Origin of the sequence: Yimella sp. NH-Cas1 (assembly GCF_022359705.1) — a bacterium.
Taxonomy (GTDB): domain Bacteria; phylum Actinomycetota; class Actinomycetes; order Actinomycetales; family Dermatophilaceae; genus Yimella; species Yimella lutea.
Genome location: NZ_JAKSGG010000003.1, coordinates 1301724 through 1322964, shown reverse-complemented (window position 1 = coordinate 1322964; position 21241 = coordinate 1301724). Strand labels below are relative to the sequence as shown.

The window sequence follows — 21241 nt, the reverse complement described above, 5'->3', positions numbered from 1 at the left end:
CATCGCGTCCTCAGACCACCGAGGATCCGGCGTTGCAGACCTGGATCACCGACCCGTAGCGCCACCGGAAGGGGCGGTGCGCGTGTCGACCGGAACGGTCAGTGCGACCTGGTAGCCGACACTCGGACTGCCTGTGGTCGTGGCGATCTGTGACTTGCCGCCGTCGTCCCCGAACACGTTGTCGCTGTCCAGGCTCAGCTGGGCAAGGTTGGTGACCGACCGCTCGTACCCCGAGGTGGCGTACACCGCATCGCAGACGTTCTTCGGCAACGCGACCTGGGAGGTGGCGATGACCTTCGACGAGTCGGTGATGGCGTCCTGGTCTGGGTACACCTCGAAGTGGATGTGCGGCCAGCGCCCCGAGTAGCAGGCGGGAAAGATCGAGGTGAAGGTGACCTTGCCGTCGGCGTCGGCGATCTGCACGCCGCGCAGGTAGTTCTCGTTCTCGACCCCGGAGCTGTTGCCGTCTCGGTCGCAGTGCCAGGCGTAGACGGCGGCGTTCTTGAACGCGGCGCCGGAGTCGGCCATGTCGAGCACGGTGAGCTCCAGAGTCATCGGCACGCCCTGCGCGGTGCCACTGGCCGAACCGATGCTGCTGCGGATGTCACGGCGCACGACGCCGGACTCCTGCAGGATGTCCGGTCCGTTGGAGCCGTCACCGGGGTACGGCCCGGCGGTCTCGTCCGGGATCTCGGACAGACTCGCGGACGACGTGGCGGCGCTGCCCGAGGAGTCGGTTGCACTGCTCGTCGACGCACCGGTTGAGTCACCGCCCGAACCGCAGGCTGCCAGTACCGCAGTGCCTGCACCGAAGCCGAACACCTTGAGCGCGCGACGGCGGCTGAGCGTGGTCAAGTCGAACTGCAACCCCTGATCCACGACCTCCTCGTCCTGCTTCGGCAGCACGCGGCCCTCGTAGGTGCGCAGTCGGTCGGTCATGGTCTTCTCCCTCGTTGACATGACCGTCAGTCGACACTTGCTTGCCAGCGTCGTCCTGTCGGGTCACTGTGCACTGTCTGTGAGCGCCGGTCGGTCACGTGCCGCTTATCACCGGGCCTGAGAGGTCTGCCGAAAGGGCACCGACGGGTCATCTTCGGACTGACCGGCTCGTGCTCCGTCCGGACCGGCTCCGGTCCGCCCCACGAGTGCTTTACGCGTTGTCGGGAATCATCGGTGACGCCAGCGGCGCGTCCTGGCCGTACTTGCGCACCAGGACGGCCTGCTGGCCGAGCGTCCACAGATTGGAGAACATCCAGTACAGGACCAGGCCCGCCGGAACGAAGAAGGCTCGCTGATCCGACCGCCTGGTTGCTCAAGGCGCCGACCCGCTTGCCGTCGGTCACCTTCATGATCAGGTGGTACAGGGAGAGGAAGACCGGCATCTGCAGCAGCACCGGCAGGCAGCCTGCGGCCGACATGCCGTGCTCGGCCTGGATGGCCTTGCGCTCCTGCATCATCGCCTTGATGCTCTCCTGGTCCCGCTTGCCGGCGTACTTCGCCTGCAACTCGCGCATGGCGGGTGCGGCCTTCGCCGCGGCCCGGGCGTGTTTGGCCCCGGAGATGGCCAGCGGGAGCAGGACCAGACGGACTGCACAGGTGAGCAGCGCGATCGCCACCACCCAGTCGGCAGCGCCGGACAGACCGATGGTGGTGGCCAACGCGTGGGCGCCGGCCAGGAGTGTGCCCAGCAGGGCGGTCAGGGGTGAGAAGAAGTCAGGCATGGCAAGGTGCTCCGTTTCCCTACACAGGGGATTCGTTCGGGTCGAGTCTGAGTTGTGCGGGCTCAGACCAGCCCGGGAGCGCGTGGCTGGATCGGGTGCCGCAGCACGATCTGTGCCACCGAGCATCGTGTCGGGGCGGTGAGCACGGACGCCGGAGCGTGCAGACCTGCGGTCGCGCGCGGGCCGTACGAGCGTTGACCAGCAGCGACCGCGACGACGCCGACGAGCACCGCCAGCACGGCAGGCAGCACGCCACCGTCGGGTAGCCCGGCCAGACAGACCACCGCGACAACGACAACGACCGGCCAGCCGACCACCCACAGGGCGCCAGCTCGCCGGTCGTCACTCATGCGGTCCAGGCTAGACGTTGAAGCCGAGGGCGCGAAGCTGCTCGCGCCCGTCGTCGGTGATCTTGTCCGGGCCCCACGGCGGCATCCAGACCCAGTTGATCCGGGCCGAGGAGACGAGCCCCTCAAGCGCCTGGTGGGTCTGGTCCTCGATGACGTCGGTCAGCGGGCAGGCCGCCGAGGTCAACGTCATGTCAATGACGGTGTTGTTGTCGCCGTCGACGGTGATGCCGTAGACGAGGCCGAGGTCGACGACATTGATGCCGAGCTCGGGGTCGACGACGTCGCGCATCGCCTCTTCCACGTCCGCCACGTTGGGCGGGGTCTGTACGTCGGTCATGAGTTGCCTCCCTGAGATCGGGCCTGCGAAGAAGTACTTGAGATGTCGGCGCCGGCTCGTGCCAGCGCGTCGGTGTAGGCGGTCCAGCCCAGCAGCGCACACTTCACCCGGGCCGGGTACTTGGAGACACCGGCAAGGGCGACGCCGTCACCGATCATCTCCTCGTCTCCCGGGTCCTGGCCACGGCTGGTGAGCATGGAACGCATCGCCTCGAAGGTTTCCAGGCTCTCGGTCACACTGTGGCCGATCACCTCCTCGGCCAGGATCGAGGTCGAGGCGACAGAGATCGAGCAACCGATAGAGTCGTAGGAAACATCGGCGACGTTGGCGTCCGAACCCTCACCCTCGAGGTGAACTCGAAGGGTTACCTCGTCGCCGCACGAGGTATTGACGTGGTGTGTCTCGGCGTCGAACGGCTCGCGCAGGCCCGCGTGCTGCGGGTGCTTGGAGTGGTCGAGGATCAACTGCTGGTACAGGTCCATCAGGAGGCCTCCGCCTTCGCATCGGGCGCCTGTGCGATCTCGGCATCGAGACCGAACACTGCCGGCACGCGATCGAGAGCGTTCAGGAACGCGTCCACCTCGTCCAGCGTGTTGTACACCCCGAAGCTGACGCGCGTCGAGGCCGGCACCTTGAACGCCCGGTGCAACGGCCACGCGCAGTGGTGACCGGTACGGACGGCGACCCCGGAGTCGTCCAGGATCTGGCCGACGTCGTGCGGGTGCACGCCCTCGACGACGAACGCGACCGCACCGGCTCGCGAGGCGGCGTCGAGCGGACCCAGCACCCGGACCCACGGACGCTTCGCCAGACCGTCGAGCGTGGCCTGGACGAGTTCACGGTCGTGGGCGGCGGCGACGTCCATGCCGATGTCGCACAGGTAGTCGCAGGCGACGCCGAGACCGACGGCCTGAGCGGCCATCGGGACACCGGCCTCGAACCGCTGCGGCGGGGCCGCGTAGGTCGAGTGGTCCATGTAGACGGTCTCGATCATCGAGCCACCGGTGATGAACGGCGGCATGGCTTCGAGCAGTTCTGCCCGTCCCCATAACACACCGATGCCCATCGGACCGAGCATCTTGTGGCCGCTGAACGCCAGAAAGTCGACACCGAGAGCGGTCACGTTGACCGGGATGTGCGGCACCGACTGGCACGCGTCCAGCACGACCAGGGCGCCGACGGCGTGTGCCCGGTCAGCGATCTCGCGCACCGGATTGATCGTGCCCAGCACGTTGGACACGTGCGTGAAGGCGACGACCTTGGTGCGTTCGGTGAGCAACTCGTCCAGATTCGACAGGTCGAGAAGGCCGCCCGGCGTCATCCCGATCCAGCGCAGGGTCGCGCCGGTACGACGGCACAGCTCCTGCCAGGGGACGAGGTTGGCGTGGTGCTCCATCTCGGTGACGAGCACCTCGTCACCCGGACCGATCTCGAAGCGTTCACTGCCCTCGATCCGCGGATGCGGCGAGGTGGCGAACGCGTTGGTCACCAGGTTGATCGACTCGGTCGCGTTCTTGGTGAACACGATCTCGTCGACCGAACTACCGATGAACGCGGCGATCTTGGCCCGCGCCTGCTCGTAGGCGTCCGTGGCCTCTTCGGCCAGCTGATGTGCACCGCGGTGGACGGCGGAGTTCTGCTGCTCGTAGTAGCTGCGCTCCGCGTCCAGCACGGTGAGCGGCTTCTGCGACGTCGCACCGGAGTCGAGGTAGACCAGTGACTGGTCACCTCGCACGGTACGGCGCAGCAGCGGGAAGTCCTCCCGCAGCCGCTGCACGTCGAAAGAAGTCATCCGGCTCAGGCCTTGGCAGTCAGGTAACGGTCGTAGCCCTCGGCCTCGAGGCGCTCGGCCAGCTCCGGGCCACCCTCCTCGGCGACCTTGCCGTCGACGAAGACGTGCACGAAGTCGGGCTTGATGTAGTTGAGGATGCGCGTGTAGTGGGTGATCAGCAGCACGCCCACCTCCGAGGTCTCCTTGGCGCGGTTGACGCCCTCGGAGACGATGCGCAGCGCGTCGACGTCGAGGCCGGAGTCGGTCTCGTCGAGCACGGCGATCTTCGGCTGCAGCAATTCCATCTGCAGGATCTCGTGACGCTTCTTCTCACCACCGGAGAAGCCCTCGTTGACGTTGCGCTCGGCGAACGCGGGGTCCATGCGCAGGTTCTCCATGGCGCCCTTGACGTCCTTGACCCAGGTGCGCAGCTTCGGCGCCTCGCCGTCGATGGCGGTCTTGGCGGTACGCAGGAAGTTCGAGACGGTCACGCCCGGAACCTCGACCGGGTACTGCATCGCCAGGAAGATGCCGGCGCGAGCGCGCTCGTCGACCTCCATGTCGAGGACGTTCTCGCCGTCCAGCAGCACCTCACCGGAGGTGATCGTGTACTTCGGGTGCCCGGCGATCGAGTACGCCAGGGTCGACTTGCCGGAGCCGTTCGGGCCCATGATCGCGTGGGTCTCACCCGACTTGATGGTCAGGTTCACGCCCTTGAGGATCTCCTTCTCGCCGTGCTCGGTGTCGACCGAGACGTGCAGATCCTTGATCTCGAGAGTCGTCATATCAGTGTTCTCTTTCCTTGAAGCAGGTTCGAAAAGTTCAGTTGTTCAGGGCGACGTTGACGTCGGAGCCGACGATCTTCACGAAGTGGACGACGACCGGGACGGTGGCCGGCAGGCCAGTCGGCGCCCCGGTGTTGAGGTCGAAACGGGAGCCGTGCAGCCAGCACTCGATGGTGCAGCCCTCGACCTCACCCTCAGCCAACGAGACGTTCGCGTGGGTGCAGGTGTCGTCGATCGCGTGCACCTCGCCGAGGCTGTCGCGCACGATGGCGACCCGGCGACCGTCGAAATCGGCGACCACTGCGCCGACATCGGGCAGGTCGTCCAGGGTGCAGACCTTGACGTACTCGCTCACTGCTCGGTCGCCGCCAGTTCGTCCTCGATGGCTTCCATCAGGCCGTCGACGACCTCGGGAACACCGATCTTGGCGATGATGTCGGCGAAGAAGCCGCGCACGACCAGGCGACGGGCCTCGGCCTCGGGAATGCCGCGAGCCTGCAGGTAGAACAACTGCTCGTCGTCGAAGCGGCCGGTCGAGGACGCGTGCCCCGCCCCCTCGATGTCGCCGGTCTCGATCTCAAGGTTCGGCACCGAGTCGGCGCGCGCCCCGTCGGTGAGCACCAGGTTGCGGTTGAGCTCGTAGGTCTCGATCCCCTCGGCCTCGGCGCGGATCAACACGTCGCCCACCCAGACGGTGCGGGCGGTGTCGCCCTGCAGCGCACCCTTGTAGGTGACCAGCGACCGGCAGCGCGGCGCGTTGTGGTCGACGAAGGAGCGGTGCTCCAGGTGCTGACCGGCGTCGGCGAAGTAGACACCGAGCAGCGTCGCGTCGCCGCCGGGGCCGGCGTACTTCACGTTGCTGTTCAACCGCACGACGTTGCCTCCCAGCGTCACGACGATGTGACGGTAGGTGGCGTCGCGTCCGACCATCGCGTCGTGCTGACCGAGGTGATTGGCGTCGTCGTCCCACTGCTGCAGCGAGACGACCGTGAGGTTGGCGCCGTCACCGACGACGACCTCGAGGTTGCCGGTGTGGTCGGCCGACCCGGTGTGCTCCAGAATCACCAGAGCCTTCGAGTGCCGTCCGGCCTCGATGACGTAGTGCGCGTTGGAACGACGTCCGGCACCCTCACCGTGCACGCGGACGCGCAGCGGCTCCGCGTACTCGGTGTCGTCGTCCAGCTTCAGGTGCAGCGCCTGCTCGGTGTTGGCCGAGGCAACCACCGCCGCCCGATCGGCCGGCGTGAGCACGGTGCCGCGCGGGGCCTCACCGATGTCCAGCGGGTCGGCCACGACCGCCTGCGCACCGCTGACGTCGACGGTGACCGCACCGTCGTCGCCCGCGGCGTCGCTGAACAGGTTGGTCAGCGTGTCGATCGGGGTGAAGCGCCACTCCTCCTCGCGGCCGTGCGGCACGGGGAAGTCGGCCGGCTCGAACGAGGTCTTGCGCTCGGCGCGCGACTGGTCGGGCACGAAGGCCGCAGACGAGTCGGTGTGCCCCTGGGCCTGGTTGCGCTCTGGCGTGATGAGCGTCATGAAAGTTGAATCTCCTTGTCGTTGATGGATTTGCGGGTGCGTCGGGGGTTATCCGACGGCACCTTCCATCTGCAGCTCGATCAGGCGGTTGAGTTCGAGCGCGTACTCCATCGGCAGCTCACGGGCGATCGGCTCGACGAAGCCGCGCACGATCATCGCCATGGCCTCCTCCTCCGACAGACCGCGCGAGCGCAGGTAGAACAGCTGGTCCTCGCTGACCTTGGACACCGTGGCCTCGTGGCCCATCTGCACGTCGTCCTCGCGGACGTCGACGTACGGGTAGGTGTCGCTGCGGCTGATCTGGTCGACCAGCAGCGCGTCGCAGACCACGCTCGACTTGGAACCGCTGGCGCCCTCGAGGATCTGCACGAGACCGCGGTAGGAGGTGCGGCCACCGCCACGGGCCACCGACTTCGACACGATCGTCGAGGAGGTGTTCGGCGCGGCGTGCACCATCTTCGAGCCGGCGTCCTGATGCTGGCCCTCGCCGGCGAACGCGATCGACAGGGTCTCGCCCTTGGCGTGCTCGCCGAGCAGGAAGACCGCCGGGTACTTCATGGTGACCTTGGAGCCGATGTTGCCGTCGATCCACTCCATCGTCGCGCCCTCGTCGCAGGTGGCGCGCTTGGTGACCAGGTTGTACACGTTGTTCGACCAGTTCTGGATGGTCGTGTACCGGACGCGGGCGTTCTTCTTCACGATGATCTCGACGACGGCGGAGTGCAGGGAGTCGGACTTGTAGATCGGCGCGGTGCAGCCCTCGACGTAGTGGACGTAGGAGTCCTCGTCGGCGATGATCAGCGTCCGCTCGAACTGGCCCATGTTCTCGGTGTTGATGCGGAAGTAGGCCTGCAGCGGGATGTCGACGTGGACGCCCTTGGGCACGTAGATGAACGAGCCACCCGACCACACGGCCGTGTTCAGCGCCGCGAACTTGTTGTCGCCGCTGGGGATGACCGAACCGAAGTACTCCTTGAAGAGTTCCTCGTGCTCGCGCAGACCGGTGTCGGTGTCGACGAAGATGACACCCTTCTCCTCCAGGTCTTCGCGGATCTGGTGGTAGACGACCTCGGACTCGTACTGGGCGGCGACGCCGGCGACCAGGCGCTGCTTCTCCGCCTCGGGGATGCCGAGTCGGTCGTAGGTGTTCTTGATGTCCTCGGGCAGGTCCTCCCAGCTGGTGGCCTGCTTCTCGGTGGACTTCACGAAGTACTTGATGTTCTGGAAGTCGATGCCGGTGAGATCGGAGCCCCACTGCGGCATGGGCTTCTTGTAGAACAGGTTGAGCGCCTTGAGACGCCGCTCCTTCATCCAGGCCGGCTCGCTCTTGCGGTCGGAGATGTCGTGGACGACCTCGTCGTTCAGGCCGCGGCGAGCGCTGGCGCCCGCGGTGTCACTGTCGGCCCAGCCGTATTCGTAACGGCCGATGTCCTTCAGTCCCGGGTTGAGCTCTTCGATGGTGCTCATCGCGGATCCCTTCTCTTCTGTGGCGAATTGGCAAGTTGGTTGGCGGGGATGAACGTCGTGCAGACGTGGTCGCCGTATGCGAGCGACGCAAGCCTTTGGACGTGTGCTCCGAGCAGGTCGGAGAAGACTTCGGTCTCGGCTTCGCAGAACTGCGGGAACTCGGCGGCCACATGTTGCACCGGGCAGTGCCCTTGACACAGTTGAACGCCTGCGAGTGGCGTTCCCTTCCCGACCGGCCGGGACGATGCGGCGTAGCCCTCAATACGCAACGCTTCGGCGAGTGCCGCGGCGCGCGCCTCCGGGTCGTCGCCCGCCGCCTCGACGGCGGGGCGGATCTGCTCGGCGAGCTTCAGGGCTCGCGCACGCGCGAAGGCACCCACGGCCTCCTCGCCCTGGTTGTCACGCAGGAAGCGCAGCACCGAGGTGGCGAGTTCGTCGTAGTCGCCGCGCAGGCTCTGGTGGCCCCGTTCGGTCAGCACATATGCGCGGGCCGGACGTCCCCGCTTACGGGCGCCGGCCAGCACGTGATCGGATTCCTCGACCGCGCCTTCCTCGGCGAGCACGTCGAGGTGACGTCGGACGCCGGCAGTGGTCAGACCGAGAATCTCGGCGACTTGCGCAGCGGTGATCGGACCCCGCTCGCTGACCAGCGTGAGCACGCGGCGACGCGTGCCGGACTCGGCACGGTCGGCTGCGGGCACAGCACGGTCAGCAATAAACACAACATCAGTATGTCCTTATTCGAAAAGCCTTGGAAACTCAGGTTGACCTAACCCGCTCACGTGCCTCCGGCGAGGCCTCGGCGATCAGGCGGACATGCCGTCGATCCCGTCCGACAACCACGTCCGCAGCCGCCGGCTCGCGCGTTCCCGTCCGGCGTCCCTGGCGATCGAGCGGCGCGTGCCGGACTCCCAGACGTCGGCCTGAGCTGACGACGGCTGTCATCGCCGTCCGGAGAGCAACCTAGACTGGGTGACCGTGAAGTCTCCGGCGGTCGCGTTCGATCAGGTGACGCACCGATACGGCACCAACACCGCTCTCGATGCGCTCACCTTCACAGCCGACGCCGGACGGGTGACCTGCGTCCTCGGGCCAAACGGAGCCGGTAAGACCACCGCGATGGAACTCGCCGAGGGCCTCAAGCAGCCGCAGACCGGCTCGGTCCGCGTGCTCGGCCACTCCCCCTGGCGCGCCGACGATCGGCACCGCAGCCGGGTCGGTGTCATGTTGCAGGATGGCGGGCTTCCGGGTGCAGTCGGCGCACGACGCTTCCTGCAGCACGTGGCGACTCTCGTCGACGGACGTGTTCGCCTCGACGAACTCGCGAATCGGCTTGATCTGCAAGCTTTCTGGGACACCTCGATGCGCCGGCTGTCCGGCGGCCAACGGCAGCGCGTCGCCCTGACCGCCGCGCTGCTCGGCACTCCCGAGGTGGCTTTCCTCGACGAACCGACGGCCGGCCTCGACCCGCATGCACGCCTGGACGTGTGGGACCTCATCCGTGACGAACGCGACCGGGGCTGCGCGGTCGTGGTGACCACGCACTCGTTCGAGGAGGCCGAACGCCTGGCGGACGACATCGTCGTGATCGCTCACGGGCAGGTCCGCGCAGCGGGCACGCTCGCGGAGGTGGCCGGCACCACCGGCCTGGAGGCGCGCTACTTCGAACTGACCCGCCGTACCGAGGCGACCCGATGAGTTCCACAACCGCTGTCCGCGTCCGGGCCCAGGCGGGGTACGAGACCCGCACCCTGCTCTCCAACGGCGAGCAGCTGCTCGTCTCCCTGGTGCTCCCCGCGCTGGCATTGCTTGCGCTGGTCCTCACCGACGTCCCCGACCTCGGAGCCGGACGGCGGATCGACCTGATCGTCCCGGGCGTACTGGCCCTCGCCGTCGTGTCGACCGGGTTCACCGGGCAGGCCATCGCCACTGGTTTCGACCGCCGCTACGGGGTGCTGCGCTTCCTCGGCACCACTCCCCTGGGTCGCTCAGGACTGTTGTGGGGCAAAGCAATCGGAGTCCTCGCGGTCGTCGGCATTCAAACCGTCGTGCTCGGTGGACTCGGCCTCGCACTCGGCTGGCGTCCCTCGGTCGGGGGCCTGCCGGTGGCGCTGCTCTTACTCGTGATCGGCACCTGGACCTGGGTCGCCCTCGCTCTCCTGCTCGCCGGGTCGCTGCGCGCCGAAGGAGTCCTCGCGGTCGCCAACCTGATCTGGGTACTGGTCGCAGGACTCGGGGGCCTGCTGCTCCCGTCCGACCGGCTGCCCGGAGTGCTCGGCTCCGTCGTCGCGTGGTTGCCGTCGGGCGCTCTCGGCGACGGTCTGCGTCATGCGCTGACCGGTCACGTCGGCGACGCACTCCTGCCTCTCCTCGTCCTGGCTGCATGGGGAGCCCTGGCTTCCGTGCTCGCCATGGGCACCTTCGACTGGAGCGACTGAAGCAACGAATGACGACGAATGGCACCTGACATGACGAGCACCCGGACCGACCACGACCTGCGCACCTGCGAGGCGGCGGGTTCAGCCGGACGCGGGCTCCTCCTGCCCACACTCTCCTCGCGTCCCCTTCCCCGCTGGCTGACGACGCTGTTCTGGTTGAACCTCGCCTGCCAGATCGGCATCGTGGTGACGGGTGGACTGGTCCGCCTCACCGGCAGCGGTCTCGGATGTCCCGAATGGCCGCAGTGCGTGGAGGGGTCGATCACGCCCACGCGCTACCAGGAACAGTCGTGGCACAAGTACGTCGAGTTCGGCAACCGCACACTGACCGGCCTGCTGAGCATCGTGGCTCTCGCCCTGCTGATCGGGATCATCAAGGGCGCACCGCAGCGCAAGGGGCTGCGACTGCCGACCGCGATGGTGCTGTTCGGTATCGCGCTGCAGGCGATCGTCGGCGGCATCACGGTGTTGACCGGCCTCAACCCGGCGATCGTCGCCGCGCACTTCATGATCTCGATGCTGCTGGTCGCAGCCTCCGCCTGGCTGGTGTGGCGCGGCCGGGAAGGTGACGCGCCCGCGCGACTCATCGTCCGGCCGGGCATCTGGCGCCTTGCTCAAGGCGTCGCCGCGTTCACCGCGGTCGTGCTCCTTCTCGGCACCCTGGTCACCGGCTCGGGTCCGCACTCCGGGGACGCCGACGAACCCGTCCGTCTCGGACTCGACCCGCGCACGATCTCCTGGTTGCACGCCGATGCCGTCATGCTCTTCGTCGGACTCGTGATCGGCGTGCTGGTCGCCGTCCGCCTCACTGCACCCGGCACCAACGCCCCGCGCGCCTGGACCGCACTACTGATCGTGACCCTGCTGCAGGGACTGATCGGGTACGTGCAGTACTTCACCGACCTGCCCTGGGTGCTCGTGCTGCTGCACATGCTCGGTGCGTCGCTGCTCGTGGCGAGCGTGACCTGGGCGCTGCTGTCGCTTCGGGTCCGCGAGGACGTGTAGCCGCTCGCCGGACGCATCGTCACGATTCGGCGTACGCAGCAGACAGAGCGCCGCCGGCGGGCCATGCTGTGATTCATCACACACCAGGGGGAATCATGAGCGCTCGTCTCGTCCGGACAGCGGTTATCGCCACCGGACTTCTCGTCATCAGCGGTTGCGGAAGCGAGAAGGTCGCTGGTTCGTCGCCGCCCGGGTCCACTGCTGCGCCATCGTCGACATCGTCCACCGGTTCGACGAGCAGCCCGACGACACCGCCCGTGAAGACCGCCACGTGCCCGGCACGGGCGCAGCAGTCACCGACGTGGGTACCGCAGCCGGCGACACTGGCAGGGACGTCCGATTCCCTTGTGCCGCCGGGTGTCCCGACAAGTGCCGTCATCTGCAGCTACCCGGCCGGCACCAATATGGACCAGCAGGTGGCAGGGAAGACCTTCCCCCTCGCCACATCGACGACCCTCGCCGCCGGGCTCGACCGGATCCCGAACGATCTCGGGTACCAGATGAGAGCCCGTTCGTCCGTTCGGGCATGCACCGCCGCGGGTGGCCCAGTCACCAACCAGCTGCTCGGACTCACCTACCCGACCGGGACGGTCTGGGTGGCGGCTCAGGACGACCCGAACAACTGCTCCACCACGTCGAACGGCACGTTCACGGCGGACCCCGCATTCGGCCGCGTGCTGACTGATTCGGCGAAGCAGGCCAGATGGGTGGCTCCGCCGCGGGACGGGGGTGTTCGCGTGGGACGGGACGAGTCGGAAGCGACCGTGACCTCATCCCGGGTGACCCGATCGGATTCACCGTCTGCGACGCGAGCAACGCCATGCGCCCACCCTCTACAGCGCTGCGCACCGAGGTCATTCGTGTCCTGGGGGCCCTACCGACGACCACAGCACAAGGTTGGAGTTCATGCGGCCGGGCGCCGAAACCCCAGCAGCACCGATCGTTGGTCTTCGACTATGCCTCCGGTCCTGCTGTGTCGATCGACGTCTCCGTCGGATGTACGCCGGAGTTGATGGGTGCAGGTCGGCAGGCGAAGAGCGCTGCGCCGATCGTCGCGCTGCTGCGGGAGAACGGCTACCTGTGAGGCGGTCGCCGCTGGCAACTACAGACCTGGGAGGGCGGCGTACAGGATCGGGTCGAGGGCGACACCGAGGAAGACCAGCGTCAGGTAGCTGATCGAGTAGTGGAACAGCCGCATCGGCTTCAGCACCGAGTACGGCACTCCCTGCTTGGCGCGCGCCTGCAGCTTGTGCGCCTCGACCAGGAACAGTGCGCCGGACAGCACGGCGAGCACGGTGTAGATCCATCCCATCGGGGCGACCGGGATCAGCACCAGCGTGGTCAGCACGGTCACCCAGGAGTAGATGACGATCTGCCTGGCGACCGCGGTGTCCTGCGCGACGACCGGGAGCATCGGCACACCGGCGTTGGCATACTCGTCCTTGAAACGCATCGACAACGGCCAGTAGTGCGGCGGCGTCCAGAAGAACACGACCAGGAACAGCACGAGCGCCGACCACGACAGCGAGTCGGTGACGCTGGACCAGCCGATCAGCACCGGCATGCAGCCGGCGACGCCGCCCCAGACGATGTTCTGGGAGGTGCGACGCTTCAGCAGCATCGTGTAGAAGCCGACGTAGAGCACGATCGCGCCCACCGACAGTGCAGCCGACAGCCAGTTGACCAGCAGGCCGAGCCACAGCGTCGAGGCCACACCGAGCACGGACGCGAAGATCAGCGCGTTGCGCGGGCAGATCGCGCCGGTGACCAGCGGGCGACCCTCGGTCCGGTGCATCAGCTTGTCGATATCACGGTCGAGGTAGCAGTTGAACGCGTTCGCGGAACCGGCCGACAACGAGCCGCCGACAAGGGTGGCCAGGATCAGCCAGACATTCGGGATACCGCGCTCGGCCAGGAACATCACCGGGAAGGTGGTCACCAAAAGGAGTTCGATGATCCGCGGTTTGGTGAGGGCGACGTAGTCGGCAATCACCTGGCGGGTGGAGCGATCGGTCGATCCGGCGTCGTTCGTACGGCTGGCCGTACGCGGCTCGATCGTGGTCACGATGCTCCTTGACGATGGTTCGTGCGGTGAACGCGCACGAACTCGAGTCTATCCCTTCGGTTCCGGCCGCCCGAACGCTCACCCGATGTGCCGGCGTCCGACGCGAGTGAGACTCGCCACCCCACGGCGCCCCAGTCGACCCGCACGCAGCCGACACCGACGCGTGCGTCAGGTCTAGGCTCGAACACGAACCCAATCCTCCGTTTCGAAGGAGCCCTCACACGTGACCACGGACGCCTCCCCCATCGCCGGTCGAGACGACAGCCTGACCCTGCCGAAGGCCGACGCGGTCGGCTGGACCGACCTCGACGTCCGCGCAGTCGACACCGCGCGCATCCTCGCGGCCGACGCGGTGCAGAAGACCGGCAACGGTCACCCCGGCACCGCGATCAGCCTCGCGCCGGCGGCGTACCTGCTCTACCAGAACGTGATGACCCACGACCCGTCCGACCCGCACTGGTTGGGTCGGGACCGGTTCGTGCTGTCGGCCGGACACTCCAGCCTGACCCAGTACATCCAGCTCTACTTCAGCGGCTACGGCATGGAGCTGTCCGACCTGGAGGCGCTGCGCACCTGGGAGTCGGCGACGCCCGGCCACCCGGAAACCACGCATACCACCGGTGTCGAGATCACGACCGGTCCGCTCGGCTCGGGCTTCGCGTCCGCGGTCGGCATGGCGATGGCCCAGCGCCGTCAGCGCGGTCTGCTTGACCCCGACGCACCGCAGGGCGAGAGCCCGTTCGACCACCACATCTATGTCGTCGCCGGTGACGGCTGCCTGATGGAGGGCGTCAGCGGCGAGGCCAGCTCGCTCGCCGGCACCCAGAAGCTCGGCAACCTGATCGCGATCTACGACCAGAACCAGATCTCCATCGAGGACGACACCGACGTCTCCTTCACCGAAGACGTCAAGGGCCGTTACGAGTCCTACGGTTGGGAGGTCATCGAGGTCCCGTGGCGCAAGCAGCACGGCACCACCGACCCCGGTTACGTCGAGGACGTCGACGCCCTCTACGCCGCTTTGCTGAAGGCCAAGACGCAGGCCGACAAGCCGAGCCTGATCATCCTGCGCACGGTCATCGCCTGGCCATCGCCCACCAAACAGGGCACGGGCAAGTCGCACGGTTCGGCACTCGGCGACGAAGAGGTCACCGGTCTGAAGACGCTGCTCGGCTTCGACGGCCGCAAGACCTTCGAGGTCAGCGACGCCGTGATCGACCACGCCCGCGGTGTCGTGCAGCGCGGCAAGAAGGCGCGCGCCGATTGGGACGCCAAGTACGAAGCGTGGCGCAAGGCCAACCCGGACAACGCGACGTTGCTCGACCGCCTGGTCGACCGCAAGCTGCCCGAAGGTTTCGAGAAGGCGCTCCCCACCTTCGAGGCCGACGAGAAGGGCATCGCCACCCGTGCGGCGTCCGGCAAGATCCTCACCGCGCTGGCCGACGTCATGCCGGAGCTGTGGGGCGGTTCGGCCGACCTCGCCGAGTCGAACAACACCACGATGGGCGGCCAGCCCTCGTTCATCCCGGCCGATCGGCAGACCGAGGAGTGGAAGGGCAACCCGTACGGACGCACACTGCACTTCGGTGTTCGTGAATTCGCAATGGGCCTGGCCCTCAACGGAATCGCCCTCGAGGGATTGACCCGTCCGTACGGCGGCACCTTCCTGGTGTTCTCCGACTACATGCGTCCGGCGGTGCGCCTGGCTGCCCTGCAGAACATCCCGGTCACGTTCGTCTGGACCCACGACTCCGTCGGTCTGGGCGAAGACGGTCCGACCCACCAGCCGATCGAGCACCTCGCCGCGTTGCGCGCGATCCCGATGCTGGACGTCGTCCGCCCGGCCGACGCCAACGAGACCGCCGTCGCATGGCGCACGATCCTGGAGACCACCGACCACCCCGCCGGTCTGGCGCTGTCGCGTCAGGCGCTGCCGACGATCGACCGCAGCGAGTACGCGTCTGCCGACAACGTCGCCAAGGGTGCGTACGTGCTGGCCGACACCGACGGCACGCCGGACGTGATCCTCATTGCCACCGGCTCCGAGGTGTCCGTGGCCATCCAGGCGCGAAAGGCGTTGGAGGGCAAGGGCGTTGCTGCCCGAGTCGTCTCCGCTCCGTGCCTCGAATGGTTCGAGAAGCAGCCGAAGAGCTACCGCGACCAGGTGCTTCCGCCGTCCGTCAAGGCGCGCGTCAGCGTCGAGGCCGGGATCTCGATGCCCTGGCACCGCTACGTCGGTGACGCCGGCCGCTGCGTGTCGATCGAGCACTTCGGTTCGTCCGCCGACGGCGCACTGGTGCTGAAGAACTTCGGCATCACTCCCGACCACGTCGTCTCGGCGGCGCAGGAGTCGATCAAGGACGCCACGAGCGGTGACGCTGTCCCCGGCGTCGACGTCGAGGTGCCCGTCTGGCCGCTGTCGAAGCGGCACTGAGCGCCGCCTGAACTTCGCTCCGTCACAAGCACATACAGCTGATTCCCGAGAGGAATGACATGACCAACAGCAACACCAAGGCACTGTCCGAGGTCGGAGTCTCGATCTGGCTGGACGACCTGAACCGCACGATGCTCGAGCAGAACGAGTTGGCCAAGCTGGTCGAGGAGAAGAACGTCGTCGGTGTCACCACCAACCCGACGATCTTCGCCACCGCACTGTCGGACGGCGCTGCCTACGACGAGCAGGTGAAACTGCTCGCTGCCGACGGAGCAGATGTCGACGAGGCGGTCTTCCTGATCACCACCGACGACGTCCGCAACGCGTGCGACCAGTTGATGTCGGTCTACGACAGCACCGACGGCAAGGACGGACGCGTGTCGATCGAGGTCGACCCGCGACTGGCCAAGGACACCGACGGCACCATCGAGAGCGCGAAGAAGCTCTGGAAGAGCGTCGACCGCCCGAACGCGATGATCAAGATCCCTGCGACGCAGGCAGGCCTGCCGGCCATCACCGCCGTTCTGGCCGAGGGCATCAGCGTCAACGTGACGTTGATCTTCTCCCTCGATCGCTACCGCGCGGTCATGAACGCCTATCTCGAGGGTCTGGAGCAGGCCGACAAGAACGGACACGACCTGTCCAAGATCCGTTCGGTCGCGTCCTTCTTCGTCAGCCGCGTCGACTCCGAGATCGACAAGCGCCTCGACGAGATCGGTACGGACGAGGCCAAGGCGCTCAAGGGCAAGGCCGGTGTGGCGAACGCCCGGCTGGCCTACCAGGCCTTCGAAGAGGTCTTCTCGACCCCGCGTTGGCAGTCGCTCGCCGACGACGGCGCTCACGTCCAGCGCCCGTTGTGGGCCTCGACCGGTGTGAAGAACCCGGAGTACAAGGACACCATGTACGTCGTCGACCTCGCCGTCGCCGACACGGTCAACACGATGCCGCCCAAGACGCTCGACGCGCTCGCCGACCACGGTGAGGTCGCGGGCGACCAGGTGACCGGTGGCTACGACGGTGCCCGCGAAGTGCTCGCCCAGCTCGACACCGTGGGCGTCGACTACAACGACGTCGTGAAGGTGCTCGAGGACGAAGGCGTCAGCAAGTTCGAGGGCTCCTGGGGCGAGCTGCTCGACTCGGTGAAGGGCGAGCTCGACAAGGCGGCCGCCAAGTGAGCAACGTCGAGGTACTGCCGGTAGGCGCTGCCGCCGACGCGATCGAACGGCACCTGCCCGAACTCGTCCAGGACAATGTCGCGAGCCGCCTGTTCGCGCAGGACGCGACGCTCTGGGGCAAGGACGCCGAGAGCGAATCGGCCAAGCGACTGGCCTGGGTAGGGCTCGCCGAGTCCTCGCGTCCGCTGGTCGCCGAGATCGAGGACCTGCGAAAGTCGCTGCAGGACAAGGGCGTCAGTCGAGTCGTGCTGTGTGGCATGGGCGGATCGTCGCTGGCTCCCGAGGTCATCTGCGCAACCGCCGGGGTGCCGATCACCGTTCTGGACAGTTCGCAGCCGGACATGGTGCGCGCGTCCGTCCAGGAGCAGCTCGACCAGACCGTCGTCGTCGTGTCGTCGAAGTCGGGCGGCACGGTCGAGACCGACTCCCAGCGCCGGGCGTTCGTCGACGCGTTCGAGAAGGCGGGCATCGACCCGACCGAACGCATCGTCGTGGTCACCGACCCGGGCAGCCCGCTCGACGAGCAGTCCCGCAAGGACGGCTACCGGGTGTTCAACGCCGACCCGGACGTCGGAGGTCGCTACTCGGCTCTCACCGCGTTCGGACTGGTGCCGAGCGGTCTGGCCGGTGCCGACATCTCAACACTGCTGGACGAAGCTGCTTCTGCCACAGAGGAATTGGGTGCCGACGACGACTCGAACCCGGGCCTGCGTCTGGGCGCCGCGATCGGTGGCACGCAGCCGTTGCGCGACAAGCTGGTCTTCGTCGACGCCGGTACCGAAGCCGTCGGGTTCGGCGACTGGGTCGAGCAGTTGATCGCCGAGAGCACCGGCAAGCAGGGGAAGGGTCTGCTTCCGGTGGTCGCCGGTCAGGCATCGGTCGACACCGACGAGCAGACGGACGACGAGTTGGTAGTCCACCTCACCTCCGGTGACCCCGGCACGCTGAGCGGCGACGCCGTCGCCGTCTCGGGCACGCTCGGCGCCACGTTCCTGTTGTGGGAGGTCGCCACGGCGGTTGCCGGGCGGTTGCTCGGCATCAACCCGTTCGACCAGCCCGATGTGGAATCGGCGAAGGAAGCGGCCCGCTCGATGCTCGAGTCGGGCACCGGTGCGGCGGACGACCCGGCGTTCACCGACGGTTCCATCGAGGTGCGCGCTTCGGGCGACTTCCTGGGTAGCGCTTCGACGGCAGCGGACGCGATCGCAGCCTTGTTGCGCGAGGTGCCGAAGGACGGCTACCTGGCGATCATGGCCTACCTCGACCGCATCGCCGACCGGTCGCTGGCCGACGTCCGGCAACTGTTCGTCCGTTCGTTGCACCGTCCGGTCACGTTCGGCTGGGGCCCGCGCTTCCTGCACTCCACCGGTCAGTACCACAAGGGCGGACCGGAGTTCGGTGTGTACCTGCAGATCACCACCGAGCCCCGCGAGGATCTGTCGGTGCCCGGCCGCGACTTCACCTTCGGTGACTTCGTCGCAGCGCAGGCCGCCGGCGACGCCAAGGTGCTGGCCGACAAGGGACGTCCGGTGCTGCGTGTGCACCTCACCGACACCGAGCAGGGCATGAGCGATCTCACCCAGGCGATCCGCACCGCGACCAGTTCGCACGCGGGTTCGCAGGGCGACTCGTGACCACTGCTCGCGTCGCACGCGGGATCAACCCGTTGCGGGAGGCGGCCGACCGCCGCCTCCCGCGCATCGCGGGTCCGTGCAGTCTGGTGATGTTCGGTGTCACCGGAGACCTCGCCCGCAAGAAGCTGCTGCCCTCGATCTACGACCTCTACAACCGCGGTCTGCTGTCCCCCAGCTTCTCCCTCGTCGGCTTCGCCCGGCGCGACTGGGAGGACCAGGACTTCGGACGCATCGTCAAGGCCGCGGTCAAGGAGGGCGCCCGCACGGGCTTCTCCGAGGACGTCTGGCGTGACCTGTCGAAGGGCCTGCGATTCGTGCCCGGTGCCTTCGACGACGACGAAGCCTTCGACGAGTTGGCCCGCACCGTGGAGGAACTCGACCAGGAGCGCGGTACGGGCGGCAACCACGCGTTCTACCTGTCGATCCCACCGGCCGCGTTCGGCACCGTCTGCCAGCAACTCGAACGCTCCGGCCTGTCGACGCCCAAGCCGGACACTTGGCGTCGCGTGGTCATCGAGAAGCCGTTCGGTCACGACCGCGAGAGCGCCCGGAAGCTGAACGAGATCGTGGGTGCGGTCTTCCCCACCGACTCTGTCTTCCGGATCGACCACTACCTGGGCAAGGAGACCGTCCAGAACATCCTGGCGCTGCGCTTCGCCAACCAGTTGTTCGAACCGGTCTGGAACGGCAACTACGTCGACCACGTACAGATCACGATGGCCGAGGACATCGGCATCGGAGGTCGCGCCGGCTACTACGACGGCATCGGCGCCGCCCGCGACGTCATCCAGAACCACCTGCTGCAGTTGCTCGCAATCACCGCGATGGAGCAGCCGAACTCGTTCTCCGCCAAGGCTCTTCGCACCGAGAAGGAGAAGATCCTCGCCGCGGTGAAGCTGCCCGCCGACATCGGCAAGCACACCGCGCGGGGTCAGTACACCGCGGGCTGGCAGGGCTCGGAGAAGGTCATCGGCTATCTCGACGAGGACGGCATCGCGAAGAGTTCCACTACCGAGACGTACGCCGCGATGAAGCTCGAACTGGCCACCCGACGCTGGGCGGGCGTGCCGTTCTATCTGCGCGCCGGCAAGCGACTCGGCAAGCGGGTGACCGAGATCGCCGTCGTGTTCAAGCGTGCCCCGCACCTACCCTTCAACGAGAACTCGACCGAGGAACTCGGCCAGAACGCGATCGTCATCCGTGTGCAGCCCGACGAGGGCGTCACCATCCGCTTCGGGTCGAAGGTGCCCGGCGCGGGCTCGATGGAACTGCGCGACGTCACGATGGACTTCGGCTACGGCACCGCGTTCACCGAGTCGAGCCCCGAGGCTTACGAACGACTCATCCTCGACGTCCTGCTCGGCGACCCGCCGCTGTTCCCGCGACACGAGGAGGTCGACCTGTCCTGGCAGATCCTCGACCCGGTGGAGCGGTACTGGGAACGGCATGGCAAGCCCGCACCGTACGAGGCCGGTACGTGGGGACCGACGACGGCCGACACGATGATGAAACTCGACGGCCGCTCCTGGAGGATCCCGTGATCGTCGACCTGCCCAGCTGCAACACCCGCGACATCTCCAAGCAACTCCTCAGGCTGCGTTCGCAGGTCGGTGCAGTGACTCTCGGTCGGGTGATGACGCTCATCGTCGTCACCGACGAGGCCCACGCGGACGCCGCGATCGACGCCGCCGCGGAGGCCAGCAGGGAGCACCCGAGCCGCATCCTCGCTCTGGTCAGCGGACACCGTCGCGCGGCCAGCCGGCTGGATGCGCAGGTGCGCGTCGGCGGCGAGGCCGGTGTCAGCGAGCTCGTGGTGATGCGGATGTACGGCGAACTCGCTCGACACGGCGGCAGCATCGTCACTCCGCTCCTGCTGCCCGACTCGGCGGTCGTCGCGTGGTGGCCGGGTGCCGGGGAGACCGAACTGGCCGGCTCGTCCGTCGGCTCGCTGGCCGGACGACGGATCACCGATGTGTCCTTGGACAAGAACCCACGTCGGGCATTGGCCCGTCGAGCCGAAAACTACACGCCCGGTGACACCGACATGGCGTGGTCGCGCACGACCAGGTGGCGAGCGCTGCTCGCGACGGCATTGGACCAGTCTCCGTTCGAATCGGTCGATTCGGTGACGGTGACGGGTGCGTCCGATTCAGCCAGTGCCGACCTGCTCGGTGGGTGGCTCGCCGTCCGGTTGCGTTGCCCGGTCCGACGGGTGTCTGCTGCGGCCGGTCGCGGGTTGGTCAGCGTCCGGATGGAGCGTGAGAGTGGACCGATCGTGTTGGAACGCGCGACCGACGACCAGGCGACGCTCACCCAGCCGGGTCACCAACCGCGTCCGTTCCCGTTGCCCCGGCCGACCACGGCCCAGGCGCTCAGCGAGGAGCTGCGGCATCTGGACAAGGACGAGGTCTACCGACTCGCGCTGCAGAACATCGGGCTGATGAGAACAACTTCGGCGGCGAAGCAGACATCATCGAGCAAGAGCACGTAACCCTCTCCCCCGCACGCACAACGAGGAGCGCC

21 protein-coding genes are annotated in these 21241 nt (G+C 67.3%); 9 read left to right on the top strand and 12 right to left on the bottom strand.

Annotation, left to right across the window (positions count from 1 at the left end):
* Nucleotides 1-45: 45 nt before the first annotated feature.
* The 11 genes from MF407_RS06680 to MF407_RS06630 form a co-directional block, all read right to left on the bottom strand.
* Nucleotides 46-939: an intradiol ring-cleavage dioxygenase gene (locus tag MF407_RS06680; protein WP_239701819.1), complete on the bottom strand. Its 894-nt coding sequence runs from the start codon at nucleotides 937-939 to the stop codon at nucleotides 46-48.
* Nucleotides 940-965: 26 nt separating this feature from the next.
* On the bottom strand, nucleotides 966-1721 hold the full coding sequence (yidC, locus tag MF407_RS06675) for a membrane protein insertase YidC (protein WP_239701818.1): 756 nt from the start codon (nucleotides 1719-1721) through the stop codon (nucleotides 966-968).
* Between the two features lie 62 nt (nucleotides 1722-1783).
* Nucleotides 1784-2071 (bottom strand): hypothetical protein, encoded by a 288-nt coding sequence (locus MF407_RS06670; protein WP_239701817.1) that lies wholly within the window; start codon nucleotides 2069-2071, stop codon nucleotides 1784-1786.
* A 10-nt stretch (nucleotides 2072-2081) separates the two neighbouring features.
* On the bottom strand, nucleotides 2082-2408 hold the full coding sequence (locus MF407_RS06665; RefSeq protein WP_129625126.1) for a metal-sulfur cluster assembly factor: 327 nt from the start codon (nucleotides 2406-2408) through the stop codon (nucleotides 2082-2084).
* Nucleotides 2405-2890, bottom strand: a complete 486-nt coding sequence (gene sufU, locus MF407_RS06660) for a Fe-S cluster assembly sulfur transfer protein SufU (protein WP_239701816.1) — start codon at nucleotides 2888-2890, stop codon at nucleotides 2405-2407. Before sufU ends, MF407_RS06665 begins: the two co-directional genes overlap by 4 nt.
* On the bottom strand, nucleotides 2890-4200 hold the full coding sequence (locus MF407_RS06655; RefSeq protein ID WP_239701815.1) for a cysteine desulfurase: 1311 nt from the start codon (nucleotides 4198-4200) through the stop codon (nucleotides 2890-2892). Before MF407_RS06655 ends, sufU begins: the two co-directional genes overlap by 1 nt.
* Nucleotides 4201-4205: 5 nt before the next feature.
* Nucleotides 4206-4964 (bottom strand): Fe-S cluster assembly ATPase SufC, encoded by a 759-nt coding sequence (gene sufC, locus MF407_RS06650; RefSeq protein ID WP_239701814.1) that lies wholly within the window; start codon nucleotides 4962-4964, stop codon nucleotides 4206-4208.
* Nucleotides 4965-5001: 37 nt separating this feature from the next.
* Nucleotides 5002-5319 carry a non-heme iron oxygenase ferredoxin subunit gene (locus tag MF407_RS06645; RefSeq protein WP_239701813.1) on the bottom strand — a complete coding sequence of 106 codons (318 nt, stop codon included), beginning with the start codon at nucleotides 5317-5319 and terminating at the stop codon, nucleotides 5002-5004.
* Complete coding sequence (gene sufD, locus MF407_RS06640) at nucleotides 5316-6500, bottom strand: Fe-S cluster assembly protein SufD (protein WP_239701812.1); 1185 nt, start codon at nucleotides 6498-6500, stop codon at nucleotides 5316-5318. Before sufD ends, MF407_RS06645 begins: the two co-directional genes overlap by 4 nt.
* Before the next feature lie 48 nt (nucleotides 6501-6548).
* Nucleotides 6549-7967 carry a Fe-S cluster assembly protein SufB gene (sufB, locus tag MF407_RS06635; protein ID WP_239701811.1) on the bottom strand — a complete coding sequence of 473 codons (1419 nt, stop codon included), beginning with the start codon at nucleotides 7965-7967 and terminating at the stop codon, nucleotides 6549-6551.
* The gene (locus MF407_RS06630; protein WP_239701810.1) at nucleotides 7964-8689 is read right to left on the bottom strand and encodes a helix-turn-helix domain-containing protein; all 726 of its coding nucleotides are present in this window, start codon (nucleotides 8687-8689) and stop codon (nucleotides 7964-7966) included. Before MF407_RS06630 ends, sufB begins: the two co-directional genes overlap by 4 nt.
* Nucleotides 8690-8945: 256 nt before the next feature.
* Here MF407_RS06630 and MF407_RS06625 point away from each other — a divergent pair, with 256 nt between their 5' ends.
* The 4 genes from MF407_RS06625 (at nucleotide 8946) to MF407_RS06610 (ending at nucleotide 12494) form a co-directional block, all read left to right on the top strand.
* Nucleotides 8946-9665 (top strand): ABC transporter ATP-binding protein, encoded by a 720-nt coding sequence (locus tag MF407_RS06625; protein ID WP_141929519.1) that lies wholly within the window; start codon nucleotides 8946-8948, stop codon nucleotides 9663-9665.
* The gene (locus MF407_RS06620; RefSeq protein ID WP_239701809.1) at nucleotides 9662-10405 is read left to right on the top strand and encodes an ABC transporter permease; all 744 of its coding nucleotides are present in this window, start codon (nucleotides 9662-9664) and stop codon (nucleotides 10403-10405) included. The genes MF407_RS06625 and MF407_RS06620 overlap by 4 nt, the downstream gene beginning before the upstream one ends.
* Nucleotides 10406-10435: 30 nt before the next feature.
* Nucleotides 10436-11410 carry a COX15/CtaA family protein gene (locus tag MF407_RS06615; protein ID WP_239701808.1) on the top strand — a complete coding sequence of 325 codons (975 nt, stop codon included), beginning with the start codon at nucleotides 10436-10438 and terminating at the stop codon, nucleotides 11408-11410.
* A 943-nt stretch (nucleotides 11411-12353) separates the two neighbouring features.
* Nucleotides 12354-12494 (top strand): hypothetical protein, encoded by a 141-nt coding sequence (locus tag MF407_RS06610; RefSeq protein WP_239701807.1) that lies wholly within the window; start codon nucleotides 12354-12356, stop codon nucleotides 12492-12494.
* Nucleotides 12495-12512: 18 nt separating this feature from the next.
* Here MF407_RS06610 and MF407_RS06605 read toward each other — a convergent pair whose 3' ends face one another.
* Nucleotides 12513-13466 (bottom strand): heme o synthase, encoded by a 954-nt coding sequence (locus MF407_RS06605; protein ID WP_345770882.1) that lies wholly within the window; start codon nucleotides 13464-13466, stop codon nucleotides 12513-12515.
* Nucleotides 13467-13719: 253 nt separating this feature from the next.
* On the opposite strand from MF407_RS06605, the gene tkt reads away from it, so the two are divergent.
* From tkt to MF407_RS06580, 5 genes are read left to right on the top strand one after another with little or no spacing between them, the layout of a single operon-like run.
* The gene (tkt, locus tag MF407_RS06600; RefSeq protein ID WP_239702863.1) at nucleotides 13720-15909 is read left to right on the top strand and encodes a transketolase; all 2190 of its coding nucleotides are present in this window, start codon (nucleotides 13720-13722) and stop codon (nucleotides 15907-15909) included.
* A 59-nt stretch (nucleotides 15910-15968) separates the two neighbouring features.
* On the top strand, nucleotides 15969-17084 hold the full coding sequence (tal, locus tag MF407_RS06595; RefSeq protein WP_239701806.1) for a transaldolase: 1116 nt from the start codon (nucleotides 15969-15971) through the stop codon (nucleotides 17082-17084).
* The gene (locus tag MF407_RS06590) at nucleotides 17081-18718 is read left to right on the top strand and encodes a glucose-6-phosphate isomerase (protein ID WP_239701805.1); all 1638 of its coding nucleotides are present in this window, start codon (nucleotides 17081-17083) and stop codon (nucleotides 18716-18718) included. Before tal ends, MF407_RS06590 begins: the two co-directional genes overlap by 4 nt.
* A complete protein-coding gene (zwf, locus tag MF407_RS06585) occupies nucleotides 18715-20259 on the top strand; it encodes a glucose-6-phosphate dehydrogenase (protein WP_129625111.1) in 1545 nt (514 codons plus the stop codon). The genes MF407_RS06590 and zwf overlap by 4 nt, the downstream gene beginning before the upstream one ends.
* Nucleotides 20256-21209, top strand: coding sequence for a glucose-6-phosphate dehydrogenase assembly protein OpcA (locus MF407_RS06580; RefSeq protein ID WP_239701804.1), 954 nt, complete (start codon nucleotides 20256-20258; stop codon nucleotides 21207-21209). The genes zwf and MF407_RS06580 overlap by 4 nt, the downstream gene beginning before the upstream one ends.
* The last annotated feature ends 32 nt before the right edge of the window (nucleotides 21210-21241 follow it).